The organism is Paraburkholderia sp. EB58 (genome assembly GCF_050436665.1).
GTDB lineage: Bacteria > Pseudomonadota > Gammaproteobacteria > Burkholderiales > Burkholderiaceae > Paraburkholderia.
Genome location: NZ_JBNDMQ010000054.1, coordinates 1 through 18479 on the forward strand (window position 1 = coordinate 1; position 18479 = coordinate 18479).

The 18479-nt window shown below is 58.8% G+C and carries 14 protein-coding genes and 3 pseudogenes; 12 read left to right on the top strand and 5 right to left on the bottom strand.

Annotated elements, in window-relative coordinates; genetic code table 11:
- Positions 1 to 242: 242 nt before the first annotated feature.
- The gene (locus tag P3T40_RS41240) at positions 243 to 752 is read left to right on the top strand and encodes a TetR/AcrR family transcriptional regulator (RefSeq protein WP_429273421.1); all 510 of its coding nucleotides are present in this window, start codon (positions 243 to 245) and stop codon (positions 750 to 752) included.
- A gap of 120 nt (positions 753 to 872) precedes the next feature.
- Here the strand turns inward: P3T40_RS41240 and P3T40_RS41245 are convergent, their stop codons facing one another.
- From P3T40_RS41245 to P3T40_RS41255, 3 genes and pseudogenes are all read right to left on the bottom strand, one after another.
- Entirely contained in the window at positions 873 to 1772 is a 900-nt protein-coding gene (locus tag P3T40_RS41245; protein WP_429273422.1) for a YihY/virulence factor BrkB family protein, read from the bottom strand.
- A 451-nt stretch (positions 1773 to 2223) separates the two neighbouring features.
- Positions 2224 to 3240, bottom strand: coding sequence for an alcohol dehydrogenase (locus P3T40_RS41250; protein WP_429273423.1), 1017 nt, complete (start codon positions 3238 to 3240; stop codon positions 2224 to 2226).
- A gap of 97 nt (positions 3241 to 3337) precedes the next feature.
- Positions 3338 to 3650, bottom strand: a pseudogene (locus P3T40_RS41255) (DUF779 domain-containing protein).
- 1286 nt (positions 3651 to 4936) lie between these two features.
- Between P3T40_RS41255 and P3T40_RS41260 the strand changes: the two are divergent.
- The 11 genes from P3T40_RS41260 to P3T40_RS41310 all read left to right on the top strand — a co-directional run bounded on the left by P3T40_RS41260 (position 4937) and on the right by P3T40_RS41310 (position 16096).
- On the top strand, positions 4937 to 5353 hold the full coding sequence (locus P3T40_RS41260) for a tannase/feruloyl esterase family alpha/beta hydrolase (protein ID WP_429273424.1): 417 nt from the start codon (positions 4937 to 4939) through the stop codon (positions 5351 to 5353).
- Between the two features lie 587 nt (positions 5354 to 5940).
- The gene (locus P3T40_RS41265) at positions 5941 to 6168 is read left to right on the top strand and encodes a hypothetical protein (protein ID WP_429273425.1); all 228 of its coding nucleotides are present in this window, start codon (positions 5941 to 5943) and stop codon (positions 6166 to 6168) included.
- 49 nt (positions 6169 to 6217) lie between these two features.
- Entirely contained in the window at positions 6218 to 6826 is a 609-nt protein-coding gene (locus tag P3T40_RS41270; RefSeq protein ID WP_429273426.1) for an NIPSNAP family protein, read from the top strand.
- 676 nt (positions 6827 to 7502) lie between these two features.
- Positions 7503 to 8744, top strand: coding sequence for a S53 family peptidase (locus P3T40_RS41275; protein ID WP_429273427.1), 1242 nt, complete (start codon positions 7503 to 7505; stop codon positions 8742 to 8744).
- A gap of 506 nt (positions 8745 to 9250) precedes the next feature.
- Positions 9251 to 10033 carry a GntR family transcriptional regulator gene (locus tag P3T40_RS41280; protein ID WP_429273428.1) on the top strand — a complete coding sequence of 261 codons (783 nt, stop codon included), beginning with the start codon at positions 9251 to 9253 and terminating at the stop codon, positions 10031 to 10033.
- A gap of 392 nt (positions 10034 to 10425) precedes the next feature.
- A complete protein-coding gene (locus P3T40_RS41285; RefSeq protein ID WP_429273429.1) occupies positions 10426 to 11187 on the top strand; it encodes an ABC transporter substrate-binding protein in 762 nt (253 codons plus the stop codon).
- 193 nt (positions 11188 to 11380) lie between these two features.
- Positions 11381 to 12223 (top strand): tripartite tricarboxylate transporter substrate binding protein, encoded by an 843-nt coding sequence (locus P3T40_RS41290; RefSeq protein WP_429273430.1) that lies wholly within the window; start codon positions 11381 to 11383, stop codon positions 12221 to 12223.
- 45 nt (positions 12224 to 12268) lie between these two features.
- Complete coding sequence (locus P3T40_RS41295) at positions 12269 to 12649, top strand: VOC family protein (RefSeq protein WP_429273431.1); 381 nt, start codon at positions 12269 to 12271, stop codon at positions 12647 to 12649.
- A 143-nt stretch (positions 12650 to 12792) separates the two neighbouring features.
- A complete protein-coding gene (locus P3T40_RS41300; protein ID WP_429273432.1) occupies positions 12793 to 13314 on the top strand; it encodes a tripartite tricarboxylate transporter TctB family protein in 522 nt (173 codons plus the stop codon).
- Between the two features lie 12 nt (positions 13315 to 13326).
- Complete coding sequence (locus P3T40_RS41305; protein WP_429273433.1) at positions 13327 to 14874, top strand: tripartite tricarboxylate transporter permease; 1548 nt, start codon at positions 13327 to 13329, stop codon at positions 14872 to 14874.
- Positions 14875 to 14932: 58 nt separating this feature from the next.
- Complete coding sequence (locus P3T40_RS41310; RefSeq protein ID WP_429273434.1) at positions 14933 to 16096, top strand: porin; 1164 nt, start codon at positions 14933 to 14935, stop codon at positions 16094 to 16096.
- A 237-nt stretch (positions 16097 to 16333) separates the two neighbouring features.
- On the opposite strand, the pseudogene P3T40_RS41315 reads toward P3T40_RS41310, so the two are convergent.
- Both P3T40_RS41315 and P3T40_RS41320 read right to left on the bottom strand, forming a co-directional pair.
- Positions 16334 to 17779 (bottom strand): annotated as a pseudogene (locus P3T40_RS41315) (transposase); the annotation flags it as partial.
- An 84-nt stretch (positions 17780 to 17863) separates the two neighbouring features.
- Positions 17864 to 18280: pseudogene (locus tag P3T40_RS41320) on the bottom strand (extracellular solute-binding protein); the annotation flags it as partial.
- Positions 18281 to 18479: the final 199 nt, after the last annotated feature.

Here is an 18479-nt window from a genome sequence, read left to right on the forward strand (position 1 = left end):
TGGTTTCCTGCCGTTTCGTTCCAGGCAGTATTGTATGGACCCGAGGGCTTTTGCGACAGCCTCTGAAGGGACGGGTTTGACGCGCACTCGATCAATCGTCTATCAGGATTATGATTGTACTCCAGATCGGGTGCGGTGACTGAAGCGTTCATCACCTTCCCAATTAATGAACTGAGCGGATCTTTGAGACTGAAAAAATGGGACACTCACAAGCTGAGAAACTGGCCACGCATGAGCGGATTGTGCAGGTCGCCGCACGTCGTTTGCGCGAGCGCGGCATTGACGGGATTAGTGTCGGCGACATCATGAAGGAAGCTGGCTTAACCGTCGGCGGCTTCTACAAGCATTTCGAGTCACGCGATGCGCTTGTGACGGAGGCGTTCATAATGGCGTTGCAGGACATCGAGCATATTCAGGACGGGCTAAAGACGGCACCTCAGCGCGCGATAAGCACGTATGTGTCAGGAAGTCATCGGAACAACGTTGGCAGAGGTTGCCCAATTTCAGCGTTGGTCAACGATGTGGCGCGCGCTCCCGATGCAACCCGCGAGGTATTCACCGAACGTGTCAGTGAAATCATCAATTTGCTCGCGCAGTCTTTTCCGGAGACGGAAGACGCCCAGAATAAAGCGGTGATGATCTTCAGCACCTGCGTGGGTTCAATAGCACTCGCTCGCGCAGTGAAGGACCCGAGTCTGTCGAACAGGATAATCGAAGGAGCGCTGGATGCGGTGCTCAAAATGTACGAATGATGCAGTGCGTAAATCTTAGGCCTCATCGCGCGTTTCCCAATCAGTATGGCGTCCATGCCCATGCTCGCCGGCAAACGGGTGCAGGCAATATTGCGCTGAAACCCGGTTTCGAACGGCAGTCTAGTCGGTACGAAACGGCTTCGACCGCGCGTCGTCATCGCCTTTGCCGAGGCGCTCGTATTCCGCGATGACCTGAGCGCCCAGCAGCAGCAGCGTCGCCGCAATTTCCAGACTGAGCAGGACCACAATCGCCGTGGTGAAGGACCCGTATACCACGCTGACCCTGGACAGCGTGGCGAAATACCAGACCAGCACGTGGCGGGTGATTTCCCATAACAGTGTCGCTGCGACGGCGCCCATCAGAGCGTGGCCCAGCGATGGCCGGCCAACTGGCATGACCAGGTAGAGCGAGGTCAGCACGAAAATTTCTCCGCCTATCCCGAGCAGGTACAGTAGCGCGCCCGAGACCCCACCGAGCGACCAGCGGCTGCCGAACAGGTTAATGCTTTCGGCGCCGATCGCCTGAAGGCTGCCCGCGACCAGCGTCACCACAAACAGGCCCAGCCCCAGACACAGGATGTAGCAATATGGCAGCACTGCTGAGACCAGAAAGCGGCGCCGGTGGATCGCGACGCGGTGAATGAAGATCACCGACATGGCGTTTTCCAGCACGGTAAAGGCGAGTGAGCTGAAAAAAAGCATGGTCACCGTCAGCGCCCACCCGAGCACCTCGCGATGCTCCAGGAAATGGGCCAGTTCACCGATGACAGGTTTGGACTGGCCAGGCACCAGCCACTCGAGGTAGCGGCCGAGCGTATCCAGCAACTCGGATGGTTCAATCACATTGGAGAGCGCGATGACGATCAAAATCAGCAGCGGCACGATTGACAGCAATGCGTAGTACGCGACCGCGCCTGCCAGAAGCAAACCCTGGTTCGCACGAAACGCCTTCAGGGTGTGGGCGGCGAAGGCACCGGGGTGCTGCAGCACCTGTCGAGCGGGATGAGCGATCGTGGGCATGGTCAGGTGGCCTCATAGGGTCGATGAAGGGGCTCCCTTCACAGTGACGTTGACGTCCGGCGAACCGCCGGACGGGGATTCCGATCCTCACGCTTCTCCAGACGGTGAGCCGGGCCTACCACCGATCGTCGAATTGACGTCATCGTCTGCGATGATTAGTTTTTTGCGCGTACAAGAAAATCACCTGCAGGCATGACCGAATTCATCGGGAGTTCACGCAAGAAACAGACCCAGCCTGGCGACCATCGAGCGGGGAGCGGAAACAGGAGAAATTTTCCGGCAGGATGTCGACCTGCCGACGTCGACCACCGGACGGTCCGTCTGGGCTGCGGCAGCCCGGATGGCAGCAGCGCAGCGCCCGCATCGGACGGAGGTTAAAAGTGCGGTGTAACGTTAGCCATTGTGGGTGGATGGCGCTTGTTACACCGACGTTGGGTTTTGGCTAAATTGCCTAGCCGTTCTTCAACACCACCCTGAAGCGCGCGGCGCCGCTCATCATGCGCTTGTACGCTTCGGGGGCACGAGTAAGCGGAAATTCCTCGATCATCGGTTTGATGCCGGTCAACGCGCTGAAGGCGAGCGTATCCTGCGAGTCGGCTGAGGTGCCGGACGGCCAGCCTTGCACCGAATTTCGCCCCATGATGAATTGTGCGATCGGGACTTCGACCGGCTCTTCCGAGATCCCGACCATCACGAGCTTGCCATTGAGACCGAGACCGCCTACCGCGGCGCTCATGGCCTTGCCGCTCGTCACGGTGGCAAGAATCACCTTCGCGCCGCCGAGCGCCTGCAGCGCCTCGGCAACGTTTTCCGTTTTGCTGTCGATGTAGTGATGCGCACCGAGCTGCTTCGCGAGCGCCGCCTTGTCCTGTCCGCGCGCAATGGCCACAGTCTCAAACCCCATCTTGCGCGCGAACTGCACGCCGAGATGGCCCAGGCCGCCGATGCCGAGAATCGCGACCACATCGCCACCGCGCGCGCCGCTATTGCGCAATGCGTTGAAGGTCGTAATGCCAGCGCAAAGGAGCGGTGCGGCGTCGACATCGGACAGATCGTCCGGGATGCGCGCCAAGGCCTCGACCGGCGCCACCATGTATTCGGCGTAACCGCCGTCGTAGCTGATGCCGGGCACGAGTGCGTACTTGCATAGAACGAAGTCACCCTGGCGGCAATGTTCACACCTGCCACAATGGCCACCGTGCCAGCCAACTCCAACCCGCTGGCCGGCCTCCCATCCTTCGATACCCGCGCCCACGGATTCAATCACGCCGGCAATCTCATGGCCTGGCACGCGCGGGTACTTCAAGCCAGGCCACAGGCCGTCCTTGGTCAGAACGTCGCTGTGACAGATGCCGCAGGCCTGAATCTTGATGAGGACGTGGCCTTCACCCGGCTCGGGTACGTCGCGCTCGACCAGTTCGAGCGGGCCGCCGGCCTGCTTCACTTCGACCGCTTTCATTTTGCGCATGGTGTTCTTCCTTCCCGGTGAGAAATAGAGAACGCGCGCCGCGCAGAATCATGCGCGAGCGTGGAGATTGATGCGAGCCCGGACCGGGCGGCTGCGCTCAGGTGTCGGCATGCGCGACGGGATGCTCGGCCAACCACGCCGATTCGGCGTCGTCGAACAGCCGCGAGCGGGTGAGAAAGCGCAGACCCATCGGCCGCTCGAGCGAAAACATTCCGCCGTTGCCCGGCAGGCAGTCAATGATCAGTTGCGTGTGCTGCCAGTACTCAAATTGCGATTCGCATCGGCGCGCTGCCGTCGCAGCAACCACCGGACTGATGGAACAACACGTCGCCGTGTTCCGATTTCAGCTTTTCGATCAGCTCGGCAGCTGCGGGCGGTGCGCCGACACGTGGCACTGCATCGATACTCATGATAGTCCCCGCTTGATCTGCTAACCAGAAAGAAAGAGGCGCCGCATACCGCGCGGCGGCTCCACCTCAGCAGCGTCGTGCGTCAGAAGAAGCCAGGTGGCTTGTCGCTGTAGCTCACCAGCAGGTTTTTCGTCTGCTGATAGTGGTCCAACATCATCTTGTGATTTTCACGGCCAATGGTTTTTCGCCGCGTGCTGGTATCGAGGTAGGCATGCCTGGCGTTCCTGAGTAAGTGAGGAGCAGAACTGTTGGTTCGTCTCCCGATTCACCACGATGTTCGTCATTCACCGACTCAGCTGAATCTCGATGGCTATCTACACGAATACATTTGTTCATGGGGCGGTTGGCCCAATGTCGAGATGTGTCCGCCCGCTGCCGACCTTTCTGTTCTGCCGGAGTGATTTACGCTGGCACGTCGACGCATATCCCGGTCTGGCCGAAATCAGCGCGATGATTGGCACTGCTACGCACACCAGGCAAGCCCCGGAACACAGTTCTGATCAACCTCGTTCCAAACGTAATTGATGTTTGTTAGCTTGCCCACTTGGCGGAACAGGCCAGATCACAATTGGATTGTTTCACGAGAGATACAGTGCAAAGCCGCTTCGACTACCTGGATGGGGCCGGGGAGCTCGCCGCTGATCTGACACAGAGGTCCCATTCACTGCGCCATCCGCGAGTGATGTGATCTTGCAGCCACCTTACGCGGCCGCTATGCCGCCTGAGCCAGTTTAAAAGGTGAGCGCGGCAGGGGTTCGCCATCCACGAATGCGGTGGCACTGCGCACGGCAAACGCGAAAGCGCATTCCTGGCTCGCGAACTCTCCGAGATTGCCGAGTGAAGTAGCTTCACCATCTTCAGCCAGGATTGATGCACGCGCTATAAAGGCTTTGCCATGCTTCGTCACGCAAGGCTGAATTGCCGCGCCGTGGTGATATAGAACCATTGCAAGTCCTCCCATCTATGTTCGCGAAATCGGCGATGGCATTTTAATGTGCCATTTTCATCAAGGGGAAATGTTACCGTTCTTCGCAGCATGCATAAATAATACATAAGAGCCAAACGGTTTGACGGGCCGGATAAAACTCATGGATACAATATGCAAGCTCAATGCCGTTCACGCCTAGGCATGGTCACGTCGATGTCGCAACTGTTGCGCGTGCGATCCGGCGCTTGCCGCGCGTCAGCGACTATCATGTATTGAATAATCTCCTTCGCAAGCGTGGCGACTGGCGTGCTGGGCGGTCGCATTCGCACTCGCCGGTGAATGGTCCGGGCGCATCAGCATGCTGTCGGGACTCCACGCGACCGACGCGAACCTGACGCCCTTCATGCGGCGCGGTGGCAAGCTGCTGATGGCGCACGGCACCGTGGACCAGACCGTCAGCACGCGGGCAACCGAGATCTACTATCAGCGCTTGCTGTTCACGATGGGCTTTAGCGCCGTCGAGTCGTTCGTGCGCTTCTACGAGATTCCGGGGATGCAGCACGCAATCGGCACCGAGTTCAACGCGTCGTGGGACTCGCTCACGGCGCTGGAGAACTGGGTGGAGCACGGGACGCCGCCGGTGCATCAGGTGGACACCGATACCGCGGGCGTGCCGGGACGCACGCGGCCGCTGTGCCAGTATCCGGCGTGGCCTAGCTATAACGGCGCGGGCGACGTGAACAGCGCGGCGTCGTTTACCTGCGTGCAGGGATAGCGCACGCAGGCCGCGACGCGCGAATGGCTACCGCGCCTGTTATCGCCGCGCGTCGCGTAACAGCTGCAATCTGCAGCGCTGGTTATGCTTGCATCGACCGCGTGCCACGCGGCCATGCCTGCTGTTCCCTCGCCCATCACGGCAACATCCGCGTGTTGTGTTTTCATTCTGCGCCCCTTGTGCCGGGTGGCCGCGCTCACAGGGGCGTTGAAAACTGAGGTACATGCCCTCTCATGATGACGACCCAGGACGCGTTAAACGAATTGGAGCCGTCGAATCAGCGCGCCGCATAGCTCGCAGTTGCTGCCGGGACCACTCGCTCACTTTCTGGGCGTTTGCCTCCGCCAGAGCATTGCTATTGCAGCACAGGCTCTGCGCAGAACACACTGTGCGGGACGATCCGCGACAGCGGCCTCCCGACGGAACAGCCGTAGCAGCCAGACACATCGAGTCAAGGACATTGGTTGCCACCGTACCGACGTCCGGGCGGCCCAGACTCGTGATTCCTTGCTGTCACCGGCTAGACTGCGGCGATAGAATCGACGATGCGGCAGCGATCAATTACGCCAGTTTAGGGGGTATAAGTTATGGAATGGATGGACACGCGACCTGTAGTGCCGGGCTACTACTGGGTGCGATTTACCGACGACCGGACGCCGAAGCAAACCATCGGAGAAGTCGCAGACGTTCCCGGGAACGGTTCACGGCAGTTAGTCGTGATCCTTCTGGGCGACGATGAGATATTGGAACTGGACGATTCGTTCTTTGACCTTGCACTCTTTGCTGGACCGATCGAACTGCCGCGGATGGAATGACCGTCAAAGCCGGACCGCGATCGGACGGGATCAATCATTGGAACATGCCATGCCATACGAACTCACTACGCTTGCCTGCGCGCCGCTCACAGAGGGGGCTGTGGCCGTTGCGGCGCGCGATTGGATAGTGCAAGGCCCTGGCCGGTTACTGGGCGCCTGGCGTACCGAAATCGGCGACCTTTTCCAGGTCAAACTGCTGCGCCGGTTCGACACCGCAGATGCGCTCGAGGAAGGGCGCCGCCGCGCGCTGATGGCTCCAGCGCCGTTCGGAATCTCTGATCCCGCCATACGACTGGACATGGAACGCTATACGCGGTTTCCCTTTCTACCAGAAGTCGAGTCAGCGACGTTCGGCAGCTTCTACGAGTTCAGGACCTATTTCCTGAAGCCGGGCGGCCTCGCGCCGACCTTAAACAGCTGGCGAGACGCCATCGCGCCTGCAGGCGATTACACAAGACATCTAGTGGTCAATATGTACGCGTTGGATGGGCCACCACGCATCACACATATATGGGGATTTTCCAGCTTGGAAGAGCGCGCTGCGCTGCGCGCACGCCATTACGCCGACGGCCTCTGGCCTCCGAAGGGCGCCCCTCAACAAATCGCGAAAGCGACATCGACGATCTGCATACCGGAACCTTACTCGCTGCTGCGCTGAAGGACTGGGGATAGGCCGTTCTCGATGATCGATATGGTTAGAGGAAGCTTCACGATGTCCCTCACTCCGCGAGCTCGCACTTCGCAAGGGGATGCATCGAAGGCCTGAGGCGTGTTCGACGACCACGCTACTGCCCGCACTGGCGAGCCCCCGCAACATAGGACATACCCAGGTTTACCGGCAACCGGGAGTGGCCCGATAGTGGTAACGCGCGCCGCCGGGCACGGACGGAAACCGCCGCAGTTTCGTCAGAACATTGCAGGGGACACTCCAGTGGCCGTATGGCGCTCTCGCCGGAAGATCGAACCGTTGATCTGTTTAAGATGGTTTGCAGTTCTCCGGGAACCTCGGCATAGTCTGTCTTGACGAGAACTGGAGTCGGCTTGTCTCTTCTGGTTCTGTCACAGGTGCGATGCAAGTCTAGCAATGCTCCTGCCGATAGAGCAGGGAGATAGGAGGGTGGACAATCCGTCATGGCGTGGCGCGAACGCAATACGCACGCAGCTCTCGTTTGCCAGCGAAGTGGATGATGAGGCAACCGCTCATCATCAGGAGTCTTTATTAAATGGTCCGAATTCCATTGGGATTGAGTGCTTAACCCTTGCGACGGCGAACGCGCGGTAATCTGTCTCTTACCAGTTCGTCAGTTCAGCTTGCTTAACTGGGAAAACGGAACATGAAGAAACGCACGACGGTTGTGTTTTGTCTGGCTGCTGGTTTGTCGGCCTGTGGCGGTGACACAGGCAGCGGCAGCAATATCGTGAACGCCACGCCCGGCTCTCACTGGTCCCATCTGGATCAGCTAACCGCGAAGGTTGTGAGGGGGAGCGGCGTTGACGGCACGCTAAGCCCCGCTGATCTGTACGCGCACTACAACATGCCTTCGCAGTACACAGGGGCGGGGCAAACGATCGTGATTGTCGACGCTCCTGGGTCGGCCAATGTCGCCAACGATCTGAGCGCATTCAGCAGCTACTACGGGCTGCCGCAATGCGATGCCTCGAACCCCTGCTTTCAGCAAATCAATCTGAATAGTGGCGCGGTATCCGCTTCCAATGACTGGGATATGGAGATCGGGCTGGATGTGGAATGGTCACACGCGATGGCCCCGGCAGCCAAAATCGTGCTGATTCAGGGGGCCAGCTCAAGCGTCAACGATCTTTTTAAGGCACTTCAAGTGGCCGTCAGCCAACCGAACGTCGTCGCCGTGTCAATGAGCTGGGGCGCGACTGAATTCTCGGCAGAAACACAGGCTGCGTACGACGGTTTCTTCAAGAGCTATCCCGGTATTGCCTTCTTCGCGGCCGCGGGCGACACCGGAAACAACGGAACAAATCAGATCTACCCTGCTGCATCGCCTTACGTCACTGGCGTGGGTGGAACGACGATCCAGAGTCTTGCGTTGCCGGAAACGAGCACCAGTGAAGTTGCATGGTCCCTGGGTGGTGGTGGTCCGAGCCGCTACGAGGCCATGCCCTCTTATCAAACCAATTTCCTGAGCGCGACAGCCGATCCGGTGCTGACGCTCAATAGCGGAAAGCGCGGCATTCCCGACGTGGCCTATAACGCTGATCCGAATGGCAGCCCTGTGGCTATTCTTGTCAAAGGTGAATGGTATGGGATGGGCGGCACGAGCGAGGGCGCGCCGCAATGGGCAGCGATCGTGGCCCGGTTGGGGCAGCAGCTGCAAACGCGGGGTTCCTCCGTATCGAGCTTGCTGGCATCGAACCACGGCTTTAACTCGCTCATCTACCAGACCAAGATTGACCAGGCCTCAAAGTCGAGCTTCTTTGACGTCACCGCCGGATCGGACGATACAAGCAACAAGTCATGTGTCATCTGTTCCGCTACTGCGGGCTACGACGAGGTAACGGGGCTTGGCGTGCCAAATGTCGGCAATTTGCTTCGGTACTTTTGAGGTTCCGGCGGGTGCCGCTCAAGGAGCGGCGTGCTCTGGCCTAGGTCAACAATGCATCAGATCGCGTCGCTTATCCCGCCATTGATTTGTTGACTGTTCGCGCAACTAAACCCGTTTGCGCGACCGGTTGGCATTCACCCCAGCTTTCAGCGCCAGGCCATACCAGACAGCGATGCACCCGGTTGCAGGCAGACATCAATCAGTCATTGCTTGTCCGCACGGTCGAAGCTTCGCTTGCCGCCGGCATCAGCGCGTGTCGCCCGCAAGGGGAAAAAGGTCAGGTCATCCAGGGTCATGGATTGCGTCCGCAAGTTGGGTTGCGGACGCAATCGGGGACCTCCTCAACCACGGAAGCTAGGTGTGCGAAAGCTCGCGGATTTTCAGCGAGAACGACAACGTTCGTGGAGAATCCGTCGAATGTTGAGCAACTCAGCACATCTCGGTAGGTCGTTACTGGGCTGCACTCAACAGCTCCGCCTCCAAAGAGGATGAGGCCGAAAAGTAAAATGTTGACATTTGTCATTCGGCAACCTACACTGCATTTCATGGAAACCGATCACAACTCCGCTACTGTCTCTCTAGCCGACTTCCGGGCAAACACGTTGACGGGAGTGGTTCAGCACGAGATCGAACGAATGATTTTGAGTGGCGAGCTGAAGCCTGGGCAGCGCCTGAACGAGAAGGCCATCGCGGACAAGCTTTCCGTGAGTCGCGGTCCCGTGCGGGAAGCGTGCCGTACCCTGGCGGAACTCGGGCTCGTCTACCTGATCCCGCAACGTGGCGTTTTCATCCAGAGGGTGACGCGCGATGACGCAATCGAAGTCTACGATTTGCGCGCGGGGCTTACTGCGTTGGCCGCATCGCTGCTCGCGCCAATCCTGACTCAGGAAATGGCGAATCAACTCGACACGTACGTGGATGAGATGCAAGAGGCTGCGGAGAAGGGCGACTTCTCGCGCTTCGATCCGCTGAATCTGGAGTTGCACGATTACATAGTGCGTTCCACTGGCAATTCGCGGCTGATCAAGCTTTATCGCGGCTGCGTCAAGGAGTTTCATCTGTTCCGCGTGCATGGACTGGTCCAGCGCGGCGCGCTGCTTCAGTCGAACGAAGAGCATCGCGAGATCGTCAATGCCCTGAAGTCCGGGAATGCGAGCCTTGGCTACGATACGAGCTTCAGTCACGTGTCAAAGGGCAAGGAGCGAGTGCTCTTGTCGCTGGACGAGCTGGCGAAGTCAGGCGCAGGTGCTGGTTCTGATCGTCGGGAAGTCGCTGACAGGTCCGCCTGACGGCGCGGACCGATGTTGATGCGCAATACGTAATCAAAAGTGCTACGGGTGCTTAACCAGCCCTTGAGCACAGTTTTATTAATTTGTACTGCTTACTAATAAAGGTGCGAAGGAGCATTGCTTAAACGCTGCGTTCAGGTTTTCACATCAGCTTACGGTCAATCTTCCCTATGCTTGAACTATCAGTGGCTTGCCAAATTACCGATCGGACCCGCGCTCTGCTTGACGGAAAGGTCGCAATCGAAGGCTGCAAGGCTAACTTTGTGAGTGGTCCCGCCGAAGAGCTTTTTCAGCGTGCATTTCGTCACGGCGAATTCGACATATCCGAACTTTCGCTGGGCACTCATTTGTTAACCACCGCGCGTGGTGAGAGTCGCTATATTGGCGTACCGGTGTTTCTGTCGAGATCGTTTCGTCATTCTGCGATCTATGTACGCACTGATCGTGGCATCGACTTTCCGCAGGCTCTCAAGGGTTGCCGCATCGGTGTGCCGGATTTCCAGCAAACGGCAGGAATCTGGGTGCGGGGCATGCTGGGCGATGAATACGGTGTGACTAGCCGCGATGTCCGCTGGGTTGTCGGCGGGCTCGAGCAGGCGGGGCGCGAGGCACGCGTGCCGTACCGCCTGCCGAACGATATCCACATCGAGCCGATCGGCGCGGATCAGACGTTGGCGAGCCTGCTAGATGCCGGCGACATCGACGCCGTCATCGCGCCGAAGCCACCTTCATGCTTCGGTCGAAACGAACGTGTGCGACGTCTCTTTCCGGACTTCAGGAGTGACGAGGAGGCATGGTTCACGAGGACGGGTCTGTTCCCGCCCATGCACATGCTCGGCATCCGCCGTACGCTGGTCGAGCAGCATCCATGGTTGCCGGTCAACGTGTATGCGGCGTTCAGGAAATCCCGGGACCTCGCGCTCGCCGAACTTGCGGTCACCGATACGTTGCGCGTCATGCATCCGTGGCTCACGTCCGAATTCGAACGCGTGAAAGCGCTGATGGGCGCCGACTACTGGCGCTACGGCATGAAGGAAAACCGACTCGATCTCGAAACGTTGCAGCGTTACGCAAGAAGCGACGGTTTGATCCAGGAGGAAGTACCGCTGGAGAGGCTCTTCGCTACCAGCACGTTTGACGGATTCAACTTCTAAACCGCCGCAGAGCGCCACAAAAACTGGAGACGATGTGATGAGGACGAGGCTAAAAAGGGCCAGTGTTATGTGGGCGGTTTGCGCTGCGCTGATCTCGACACTTGGCGGGCGAGCGCGCGCAGATGATGCCTGGCAACCCCGAAGACCGATTCAGATTGTCGTGCCGAGCGCGCCAGGAGGGGGCCTTGACCTCGTGGCGCGCACTCTTCAGAACGTCATCCAGCAGGAAAAACTATCCAGCAAGCCGGTCACAGTCATTAACCGGCCGGGCGGTGGCGGCACGGTCAGCATCGCGTATATCAATTCGCACGAAGGCGACGGCCATTACGTGGCTGTCCAGGCGCTTCCCCTCATCACTAATCGCATTACCGGACTTAGCACCTTAGGGGTCGACGACGTCACGCCACTGGCCGTGTTCGTCACCGAACCGGTGGTGTTTTCGGTGCCCGGCGATTCGCCCATCAAGTCCGGCGCCGATCTGATCCAGATGCTCAAGAAGGATCCAGCTTCGGTGACGATGGCGGTATCCAGTTCACCGGGCGGTCAGAGCCACGACGCAGCGGCGCTGTTCGTAAAGGGCGTGGGTCAGGATCCGAAGAAGATGAAGGTGGTCTTCTTCGACTCGGGTGGCGAAGCGTTGACCGCGCTGATGGGCGGTCACGTCACCGCGGCCGCAACACCGGCCGGTGTCGTGCTTGGACCAAGCCAGGCCGGCCGTGTGCGACTGATTGCGATTCCCGACGGTAAACGCGAGGGCGGAGCGCTTGCGAATGTGCCGACATGGAAGGAGCAGGGCGTCAACATCGATTTCACGACTTGGCGCGTGCTAGTCGGCCCGAAGAATATGCCCCCTGCGGAGATCGCCTGGTGGGACAACGTATTGCAGAGAGCGACTGCGTCGCCGCTATGGGCGGCTGCCCTGAAGCGCAATCTGTGGACCGCCGATTACCAGAACAGCACGCAGACACGCGCTTTTCTTCAGGGCGAACGTGATCGCCTGAGTCCGTTGCTTAACGACCTCGGTCTCGCCAAGTAGCACCCTTTTCTTTAACCCGCAGTACCTATCGACATGGAGAACCATATGTCACGCATTGTTCATCTCGCAGTCAAGGTCGATGACCTCGAGGCGGCCACACGCTTTTACACCGAAGTGTTCGGCTTCACAGAAGTGAAGACTGGGCGCAATCGCGAGCACATTTCGCGTCACATGACTGACGGGCACATCGACTTCACGCTGATGAAGTACGACAGTGAGGACTCCCATGAAGCTCAGTTGGCTGGTTCCGGTCCGCGCCTGCATCACTGGGGCGTGACGGTAGACGATCAGGAAGCCGCTGCTGAAAGGATCAAGCAATACGGTGGTGAGATCCTGTCGGCGAAGGGCGAGGGTGCGCTCAAGTTCCGCGCACCGGACGGCACGATCGCGGAAGTCGTGAAGCCTGGCCGCTACAACGAGAAGTGATGCGCCAGCCATAAGGCGAGAATGAAATTGGCAGCACGTGGCAGAGGAGAGTAATTCGTACCGGTTTGCGCGACCTCGCGTGCTATACGAACCGGCTGCGGCCGCCTGTCCGGCGGTCGTGCCGGGATCGAACTGGAGGAGACATGAAAAGCATCAGGGGCGATGTGTGGCTCGCATTCGGCGTAATCGCGCTGGCCGCCGTCTATCTTTATATGGACATGCGACTACCGGAAGTCAGGCTAAGCGACCCACTTGGTCCGAAGGCTTTTCCGGCACTCGTCGGCGTGGGTCTGATTGCGTCGGCGCTCGTGTTGCTGCTCGAAGGCCGTTCCAAGGCCCGGTTGACCGTCACGCCACCCATGTCTGCGAAGCCGGTCGCGGAGCCGGCGGTGAAAGCATTTTCCGCAGATGCGACGCCCGAGTCGAAGTCTCATGCGGTCATCCTGATCGCGATGGTGGCATGGACGGCTCTCTACTACTTCACGTTCGAGCGTGCCGGCTATCTGCTTGCCACGTCGGTCTTTCTATTCGGCCTGCTCACTTATTTCAACCGCAAGCGTCTCAAGACGAATCTCGCAATCGCGCTGGGCGTCACGGTGGTTTTTGATCTCTTGTTCTCCCAGCTTCTCGGTGTTCCGATGCCGACGGGCTTCCTCCCCTTCTGAGGCGCTCGCATCATGGACAGCATACACGGCATTCTCCACGGTCTCGCGGTCGCCGCGACTCCCATGCATCTTCTATACACGCTCATTGGCGTGTTCATCGGCACGATGATCAGCCATCTGCCGGGCATCGGCCCGTCTGCCGGCATTGCATTGCTGATCCCGGTTACTTTTGGCATGGACCCCACCTCAGCGCTGATGATGCTCACGGGCATCTATTACGGCTGCATGTATGGTGGCGCGGTCACGGCCATTCTGCTTAACACGCCCGGTGACGCGGGGGCAGTGATGACCGTCCTCGATGGCTATCCACTCGCGAGAAAGGGCCGTGCAGCTGCAACGCTGGCCATTGCGGCGGTCAGTTCATTCATCGCGGGGATGATGGGTGTGACCGCACTCTCGTTCGTCGCGGCGCCGCTCGCGGCTGTCGCGTTGCATTTCGGCCCCGCGGAATACTTCGCGTTAATCTGCTTCGCACTTTCGACCGTTGGCGCGCTGACTGGCGATTCGCTAGCCAAAGGCATGATGGCCGTGTTCATGGGTCTCGGGCTGGCGACGATTGGCATCGACCTGCAAAGCGGCGTGCCGCGCTTCACACTCGGTTTGATGCAGTTGCAGGATCGCGTGAACTTCCTCGTCGTGGTGGTCGGCCTCTTTGCGATCTCAGAGGTGAGCCGAATGGTTGAAGGCACGCTGGGGGGGACGATGCATACGGTGCGGGTAGAAGGCAAGCTGTGGTTCACCCGCAAGGAATGGCGTCGCGCGCGTCCAGCGATCTTTCGCGGCTCGATTGTCGGTTTCATCTGTGGCGCGGCGCCTGGCCTCGGCGGTACGCTCGCGGCGATGCTCTCGTATGTGCTCGAGAAGAAAATTTCCAAACATCCTGAGGAATTTGGTCACGGCGCGATCGAAGGCGTTGCGGCACCGGAGGCGGCGACCAATGCGGATACCTGTGGGGCATTCGTGCATCTACTGGCCCTTGGCGTTCCCGGTTCCGGCGCGACAGCGGTCATCATGGGTGCGTTCATCATGTACGGTATTCAGCCCGGTCCGATGTTGTTCCACACCCAGCCCGATCTTGTGTGGGGGCTGATCGCGAGTATGTATATCGGCAATATCATGCTGCTGGTGCTCAATCTGCCGCTAGTCGGGATTTTGTCGCGCATTCTGTACGTGCCTCCCGGGGTGCTCCTGTGTGTGATTCTCGTGATCGCGTCCGCAGGTGTTTACTCGTTTAATACCGACGTGTTCGACCTGTTTCTCGCGCTCTTCTTTGGTGTTGTCGGTTATGCGTTTCGCAAGTTCGACATTCCCAAAGCACCGTTGTTGTTTGGCCTCATTCTGGGTCATACGCTCGAACAGTCGTTCCGTCAGGCGTTGACCATTTCAGGAGGCGACCCGAGCACGTTCGTACGCAGCCCTATCGCAGCCGGTCTGCTTGGGTGCGCTGCAATCAGCGTTATCGCATCGGTCTGGAGCCGTCACAACAAGCGGTCGGCAGCGATATTGCACGAAGTGGAAGAACAGATCGCCGATCACCATTTCGCCGAAGAGCGTCATTGAGCGGTTGATCAAGCGAGTATTGCCCACCGATCACTAACTAGATTAGGAGACCTGAGTGATGAAGCACTCTGACCCGCGTATTGTCACGATCGTTACCGCCAGCCTGTTCGCCACCGCCGCACATGCCCAAAGCAGTGTCACGTTATACGGCATGATCGATAACGGCATCAGCTACGTGAATAATGCCGTGAATGCAAAAGGGGGCCATAGTAGCCTTATAAAGGAGGACGAAGGTGTCGACGGCGGCAGCCGCTGGGGGATAACAGGTGTCGAAGATCTGGGCGGTGGTCTGAAGACGGTATTCGTGCTGGAGAACGGCTTCCAGGCGAACAACGGCACGTTTTCGCAAGGCGGCGCCGAATTTGGCCGTCAGGCGTATGTCGGCCTCGAGAAGGATGGAATTGGCGCGCTGACGTTCGGTCGGCAATATTCGTTTTCCGACGAGTACCTCGGACACAGTTACGCGACCGGCGGCCTGACCAGCGCGGGCAACTACGCGTTTCACATCGATACGATCGATCAACTGACGGAGAGCCGGATAAACAATTCCGTCAAGTTCGAGAGTGCGGACTTCAGTGGTCTTAAATTCGGCGGCGTGTTCGGGTTTTCCAACGAGGCCGGCGCCTTTGGCGGCGACCCGACCACGGCCCCAGGTGGTGGCTCCACGCGAGACTACAGCTTCGGCATCAAGTACAGGAACGGGTCTTTCTCCGCTGGCTTTGCCTATACCGACATTTCCTTCCCCCTGTCAGCTACGCCGGCGTTCAAGATAACCATCGCAAATATCAACCCGGGAGTCGTGAGCGACCTGCGTACTTATGGCGTCGGCGCGCGGTACAACCTTGGTTCCTTCACTGCTTACGGTCTGTGGACGAACACTCGCCTCGCGTCGGCTAACGGAATGGCTTCCACCTTTAACGCATTCGAAGGAGGCGGCCTATATCATTTCACGCCGGCCTTGACGGCTGCACTTGGCTACACTCGCTCGCAGTTGCGGGGTTCGCAGGACGGCACATGGAATCAGATCAACAGTAGTCTTGACTATAGCTTCAGCAAGCGTACGGATGTTTATCTGCTTGCGATTTACCAGAAGGCGTCGGGTTCCAATGATGGGGTGCCGGTGCAAGCTCAGATCGGCAAGACGACGACTTATTTTGGTCCCTCCGGGACCGGAGCGAGTAACCAGTTGGTGTTCCGGCTTGGGGTTCATCACACGTTCTGAGTTACAAGGCCTCTCCTTGATCGGATGCGCGTCAAACCTCGCCCTGAAGAGGCCGTCGCAAAACGTTCCGGCGGTGCGTCCAGGTGAAGCCCGGGCGTGGATGTGATTGCTTTGGCGGCGAACCAACAAATCGGAGACGCTGTCCGAAAAAATAGTGTGCAACCTCGTGGTGACGCGTAGAAGCGCGGACAGAAAGTTCAATAATGCCCTCGAAAGGGCAACTGCCCGGGACAGGTTGTGCGCGAGGACATGCAAGGCAAATTCCCGTTTGACCGCTTGGAGCCCACTGCGCCGAAAGCGATTCAGCCCCTGCTGCGAACGCAAGCTGCTGAACACCGGTTCCACGATCGCCTTGCGCTGGCTGAAAATACGTCGCGCCTGAGGATGCTGCATCACGAGGCGAAGCGCCTCACGCGGCTCATCCTCGGGGTAGCGTTTGATGCGTCGTCCCTGCGCCGCTTTCGTACAGTTCGAGCGTAAGTGGCATCCTTCGCAGCTCGTAGCCCCGTACACGCGATGCTCTCGGGTTCGCAGGGTTTGTTCGCACTTGACCAGCAGAATCAGCGTTTGACCGGCCGGGCAATGATAGGTGTCAGTTTGCGGGTGATAGTCGAAGACGCTTTTGTGGAACAGTCCTTCTTCCCGGGTCTTCGCAGGCCATTGGCCATCCGGACATAACAGGCTGACATCACGCGCAAGCGTGGCTTCGATTACCTCATCGTCGAAGTATCCGGCATCGAGCAACACTTCTTCTGCATGCGCACCTGTCACTCTTGCGCTTTGATCCAGCATCGGCGCGATTACTTCTGTTTCACTCGACGCGTCCAGCGCGAGGGCCGTGATAATCCGGTCTTCATTTGCCAGGATGGATGGTTTATACGAGGCCGCGAAGCCTCGTCCGCGCTTTAGGCGCTGCACCATGGCCTCCGGCTCGCTGCCACTGATGCGCAGGGTTTCGCTGCTCTTGCCATAGCTGTGGCGAGCGGCCTGACGCGCCTCGAAGATCGCCTGGCATTGCGTGCTGCGTTGCTGCTCCAGTTGCGCCGCCTGATCATCAGGTGACCGCTCAACGGCCTTGAGAGCGACTTCGGCGCGCGCCTTGACGGCCTCTTCCTTGAGCAGATTGTAGTGCGAGCAAGCCGCTTCAATGACGGTGCCATCGCCGGCTAAACGCGTGCTGCTGGAACCACTGGCTTTCAATATCGCACGAGTGAGCGATTCAAAGAAACCTTGGGTCAGCAAGTCCTCGTGCAATGCGATGAAGCGACCAATATTGGCATGATCCGGTGCGATACCTCCTGTCACCCACATACATCCCAGATCCAGCCGCGCCAGTCGCTCCCGCAGCGAATGAGTACCCTGCTTGACGCCATACAGGATCAGACCCATCATCAGGCGTGGCGCGTAAGGAGCGCGCCCGGTAGCAGCATAGCGCTGCTCGAACGGTAGCCAGTCCTGCTGTTCGAGCAGATGCGCTACGACAAATGGTGCACGTTGACCGGCCTGCTTCAGATAGTCCTCCAGACGCGTCGTGCCCAGAACAATCTCATGCGGGTTGCCTGTTACAAACCGGCGCCCCGTATCCGACGCGTTTGGCCTGGGTCTGGCATCCTGAGCCGGCGCTCCACCAAACAGATCGTGTTGCTTACTGTCCGGTGGCGGTACTTTGCGAGCCGTGCTCATTGCTCATCTCTTAATCAGGTTGCGTAACCGGATTTTATCGGCGAGGGGGCTTTCGCGACAGCCTCTTCACGGGGAGGAGGATGTCAATTGGGGATTGAGCGCGGCAATGGCGGGGGAGTTCCAGTTGGTGATTTTGCCGAGATAGATGTCGCCGAGCACCGGACCGGAGAGTGTCAATTCACCCGGCTTGATGTCTGGAATATTCACGACTGGCACGACGCCACCTACCACGGTCGGGAACTGGAGCAGACCATCTTTCGTAAGTTCCGCGTCGGTGAGCGGTGCGTCAGACCCTGCGAAATCAACCTCGTTGGCGATGATTTTCTTTACACCATCGGTCGAACCGACACCGTGATAGTTGACCTTGCCGCCGCCGGATTTCTGGTAAGCGTCACCCCATTTATCGTAGATGGGGGCGGCGAAGGTGCTGCCGGCGCCAGAAATTTCGATGCTTTGGGCGGCGACGCCAAATGGTGCGCAGGCCAGACCGGCAATCAGCATTAGCACTTGTCTCACGATGACCTCACTTTGAATTCTTATCGGACGTCGCGATTGCCTATGCTTCTGCCTCCTTGTGGGGCTGCGGTGCGTTCGCCTCGGCAGACGCGGGTAGCGAAAGCCGAACAGATTCCATTACAGGATGATGAAGGTTGCGTAGCAAATTGAATAGGCCTATCGGGGAACCAGCGAGAAGGTTTTC

Coding starts and splice junctions, on each gene's coding strand:
- P3T40_RS41245 (WP_429273422.1), bottom strand. CDS start 1,772: ATGCCCACGATCGCTCATCCCGCTCGACAGGTGCTGCAGCACCCCGGT.
- P3T40_RS41250 (WP_429273423.1), bottom strand. CDS start 3,240: ATGCGCAAAATGAAAGCGGTCGAAGTGAAGCAGGCCGGCGGCCCGCTC.
- P3T40_RS41260 (WP_429273424.1), top strand. CDS start 4,937: ATGCTGTCGGGACTCCACGCGACCGACGCGAACCTGACGCCCTTCATG.
- P3T40_RS41265 (WP_429273425.1), top strand. CDS start 5,941: ATGGAATGGATGGACACGCGACCTGTAGTGCCGGGCTACTACTGGGTG.
- P3T40_RS41270 (WP_429273426.1), top strand. CDS start 6,218: ATGCCATACGAACTCACTACGCTTGCCTGCGCGCCGCTCACAGAGGGG.
- P3T40_RS41275 (WP_429273427.1), top strand. CDS start 7,503: ATGAAGAAACGCACGACGGTTGTGTTTTGTCTGGCTGCTGGTTTGTCG.
- P3T40_RS41280 (WP_429273428.1), top strand. CDS start 9,251: ATGTTGACATTTGTCATTCGGCAACCTACACTGCATTTCATGGAAACC.
- P3T40_RS41295 (WP_429273431.1), top strand. CDS start 12,269: ATGTCACGCATTGTTCATCTCGCAGTCAAGGTCGATGACCTCGAGGCG.
- P3T40_RS41300 (WP_429273432.1), top strand. CDS start 12,793: ATGAAAAGCATCAGGGGCGATGTGTGGCTCGCATTCGGCGTAATCGCG.
- P3T40_RS41305 (WP_429273433.1), top strand. CDS start 13,327: ATGGACAGCATACACGGCATTCTCCACGGTCTCGCGGTCGCCGCGACT.
- P3T40_RS41310 (WP_429273434.1), top strand. CDS start 14,933: ATGAAGCACTCTGACCCGCGTATTGTCACGATCGTTACCGCCAGCCTG.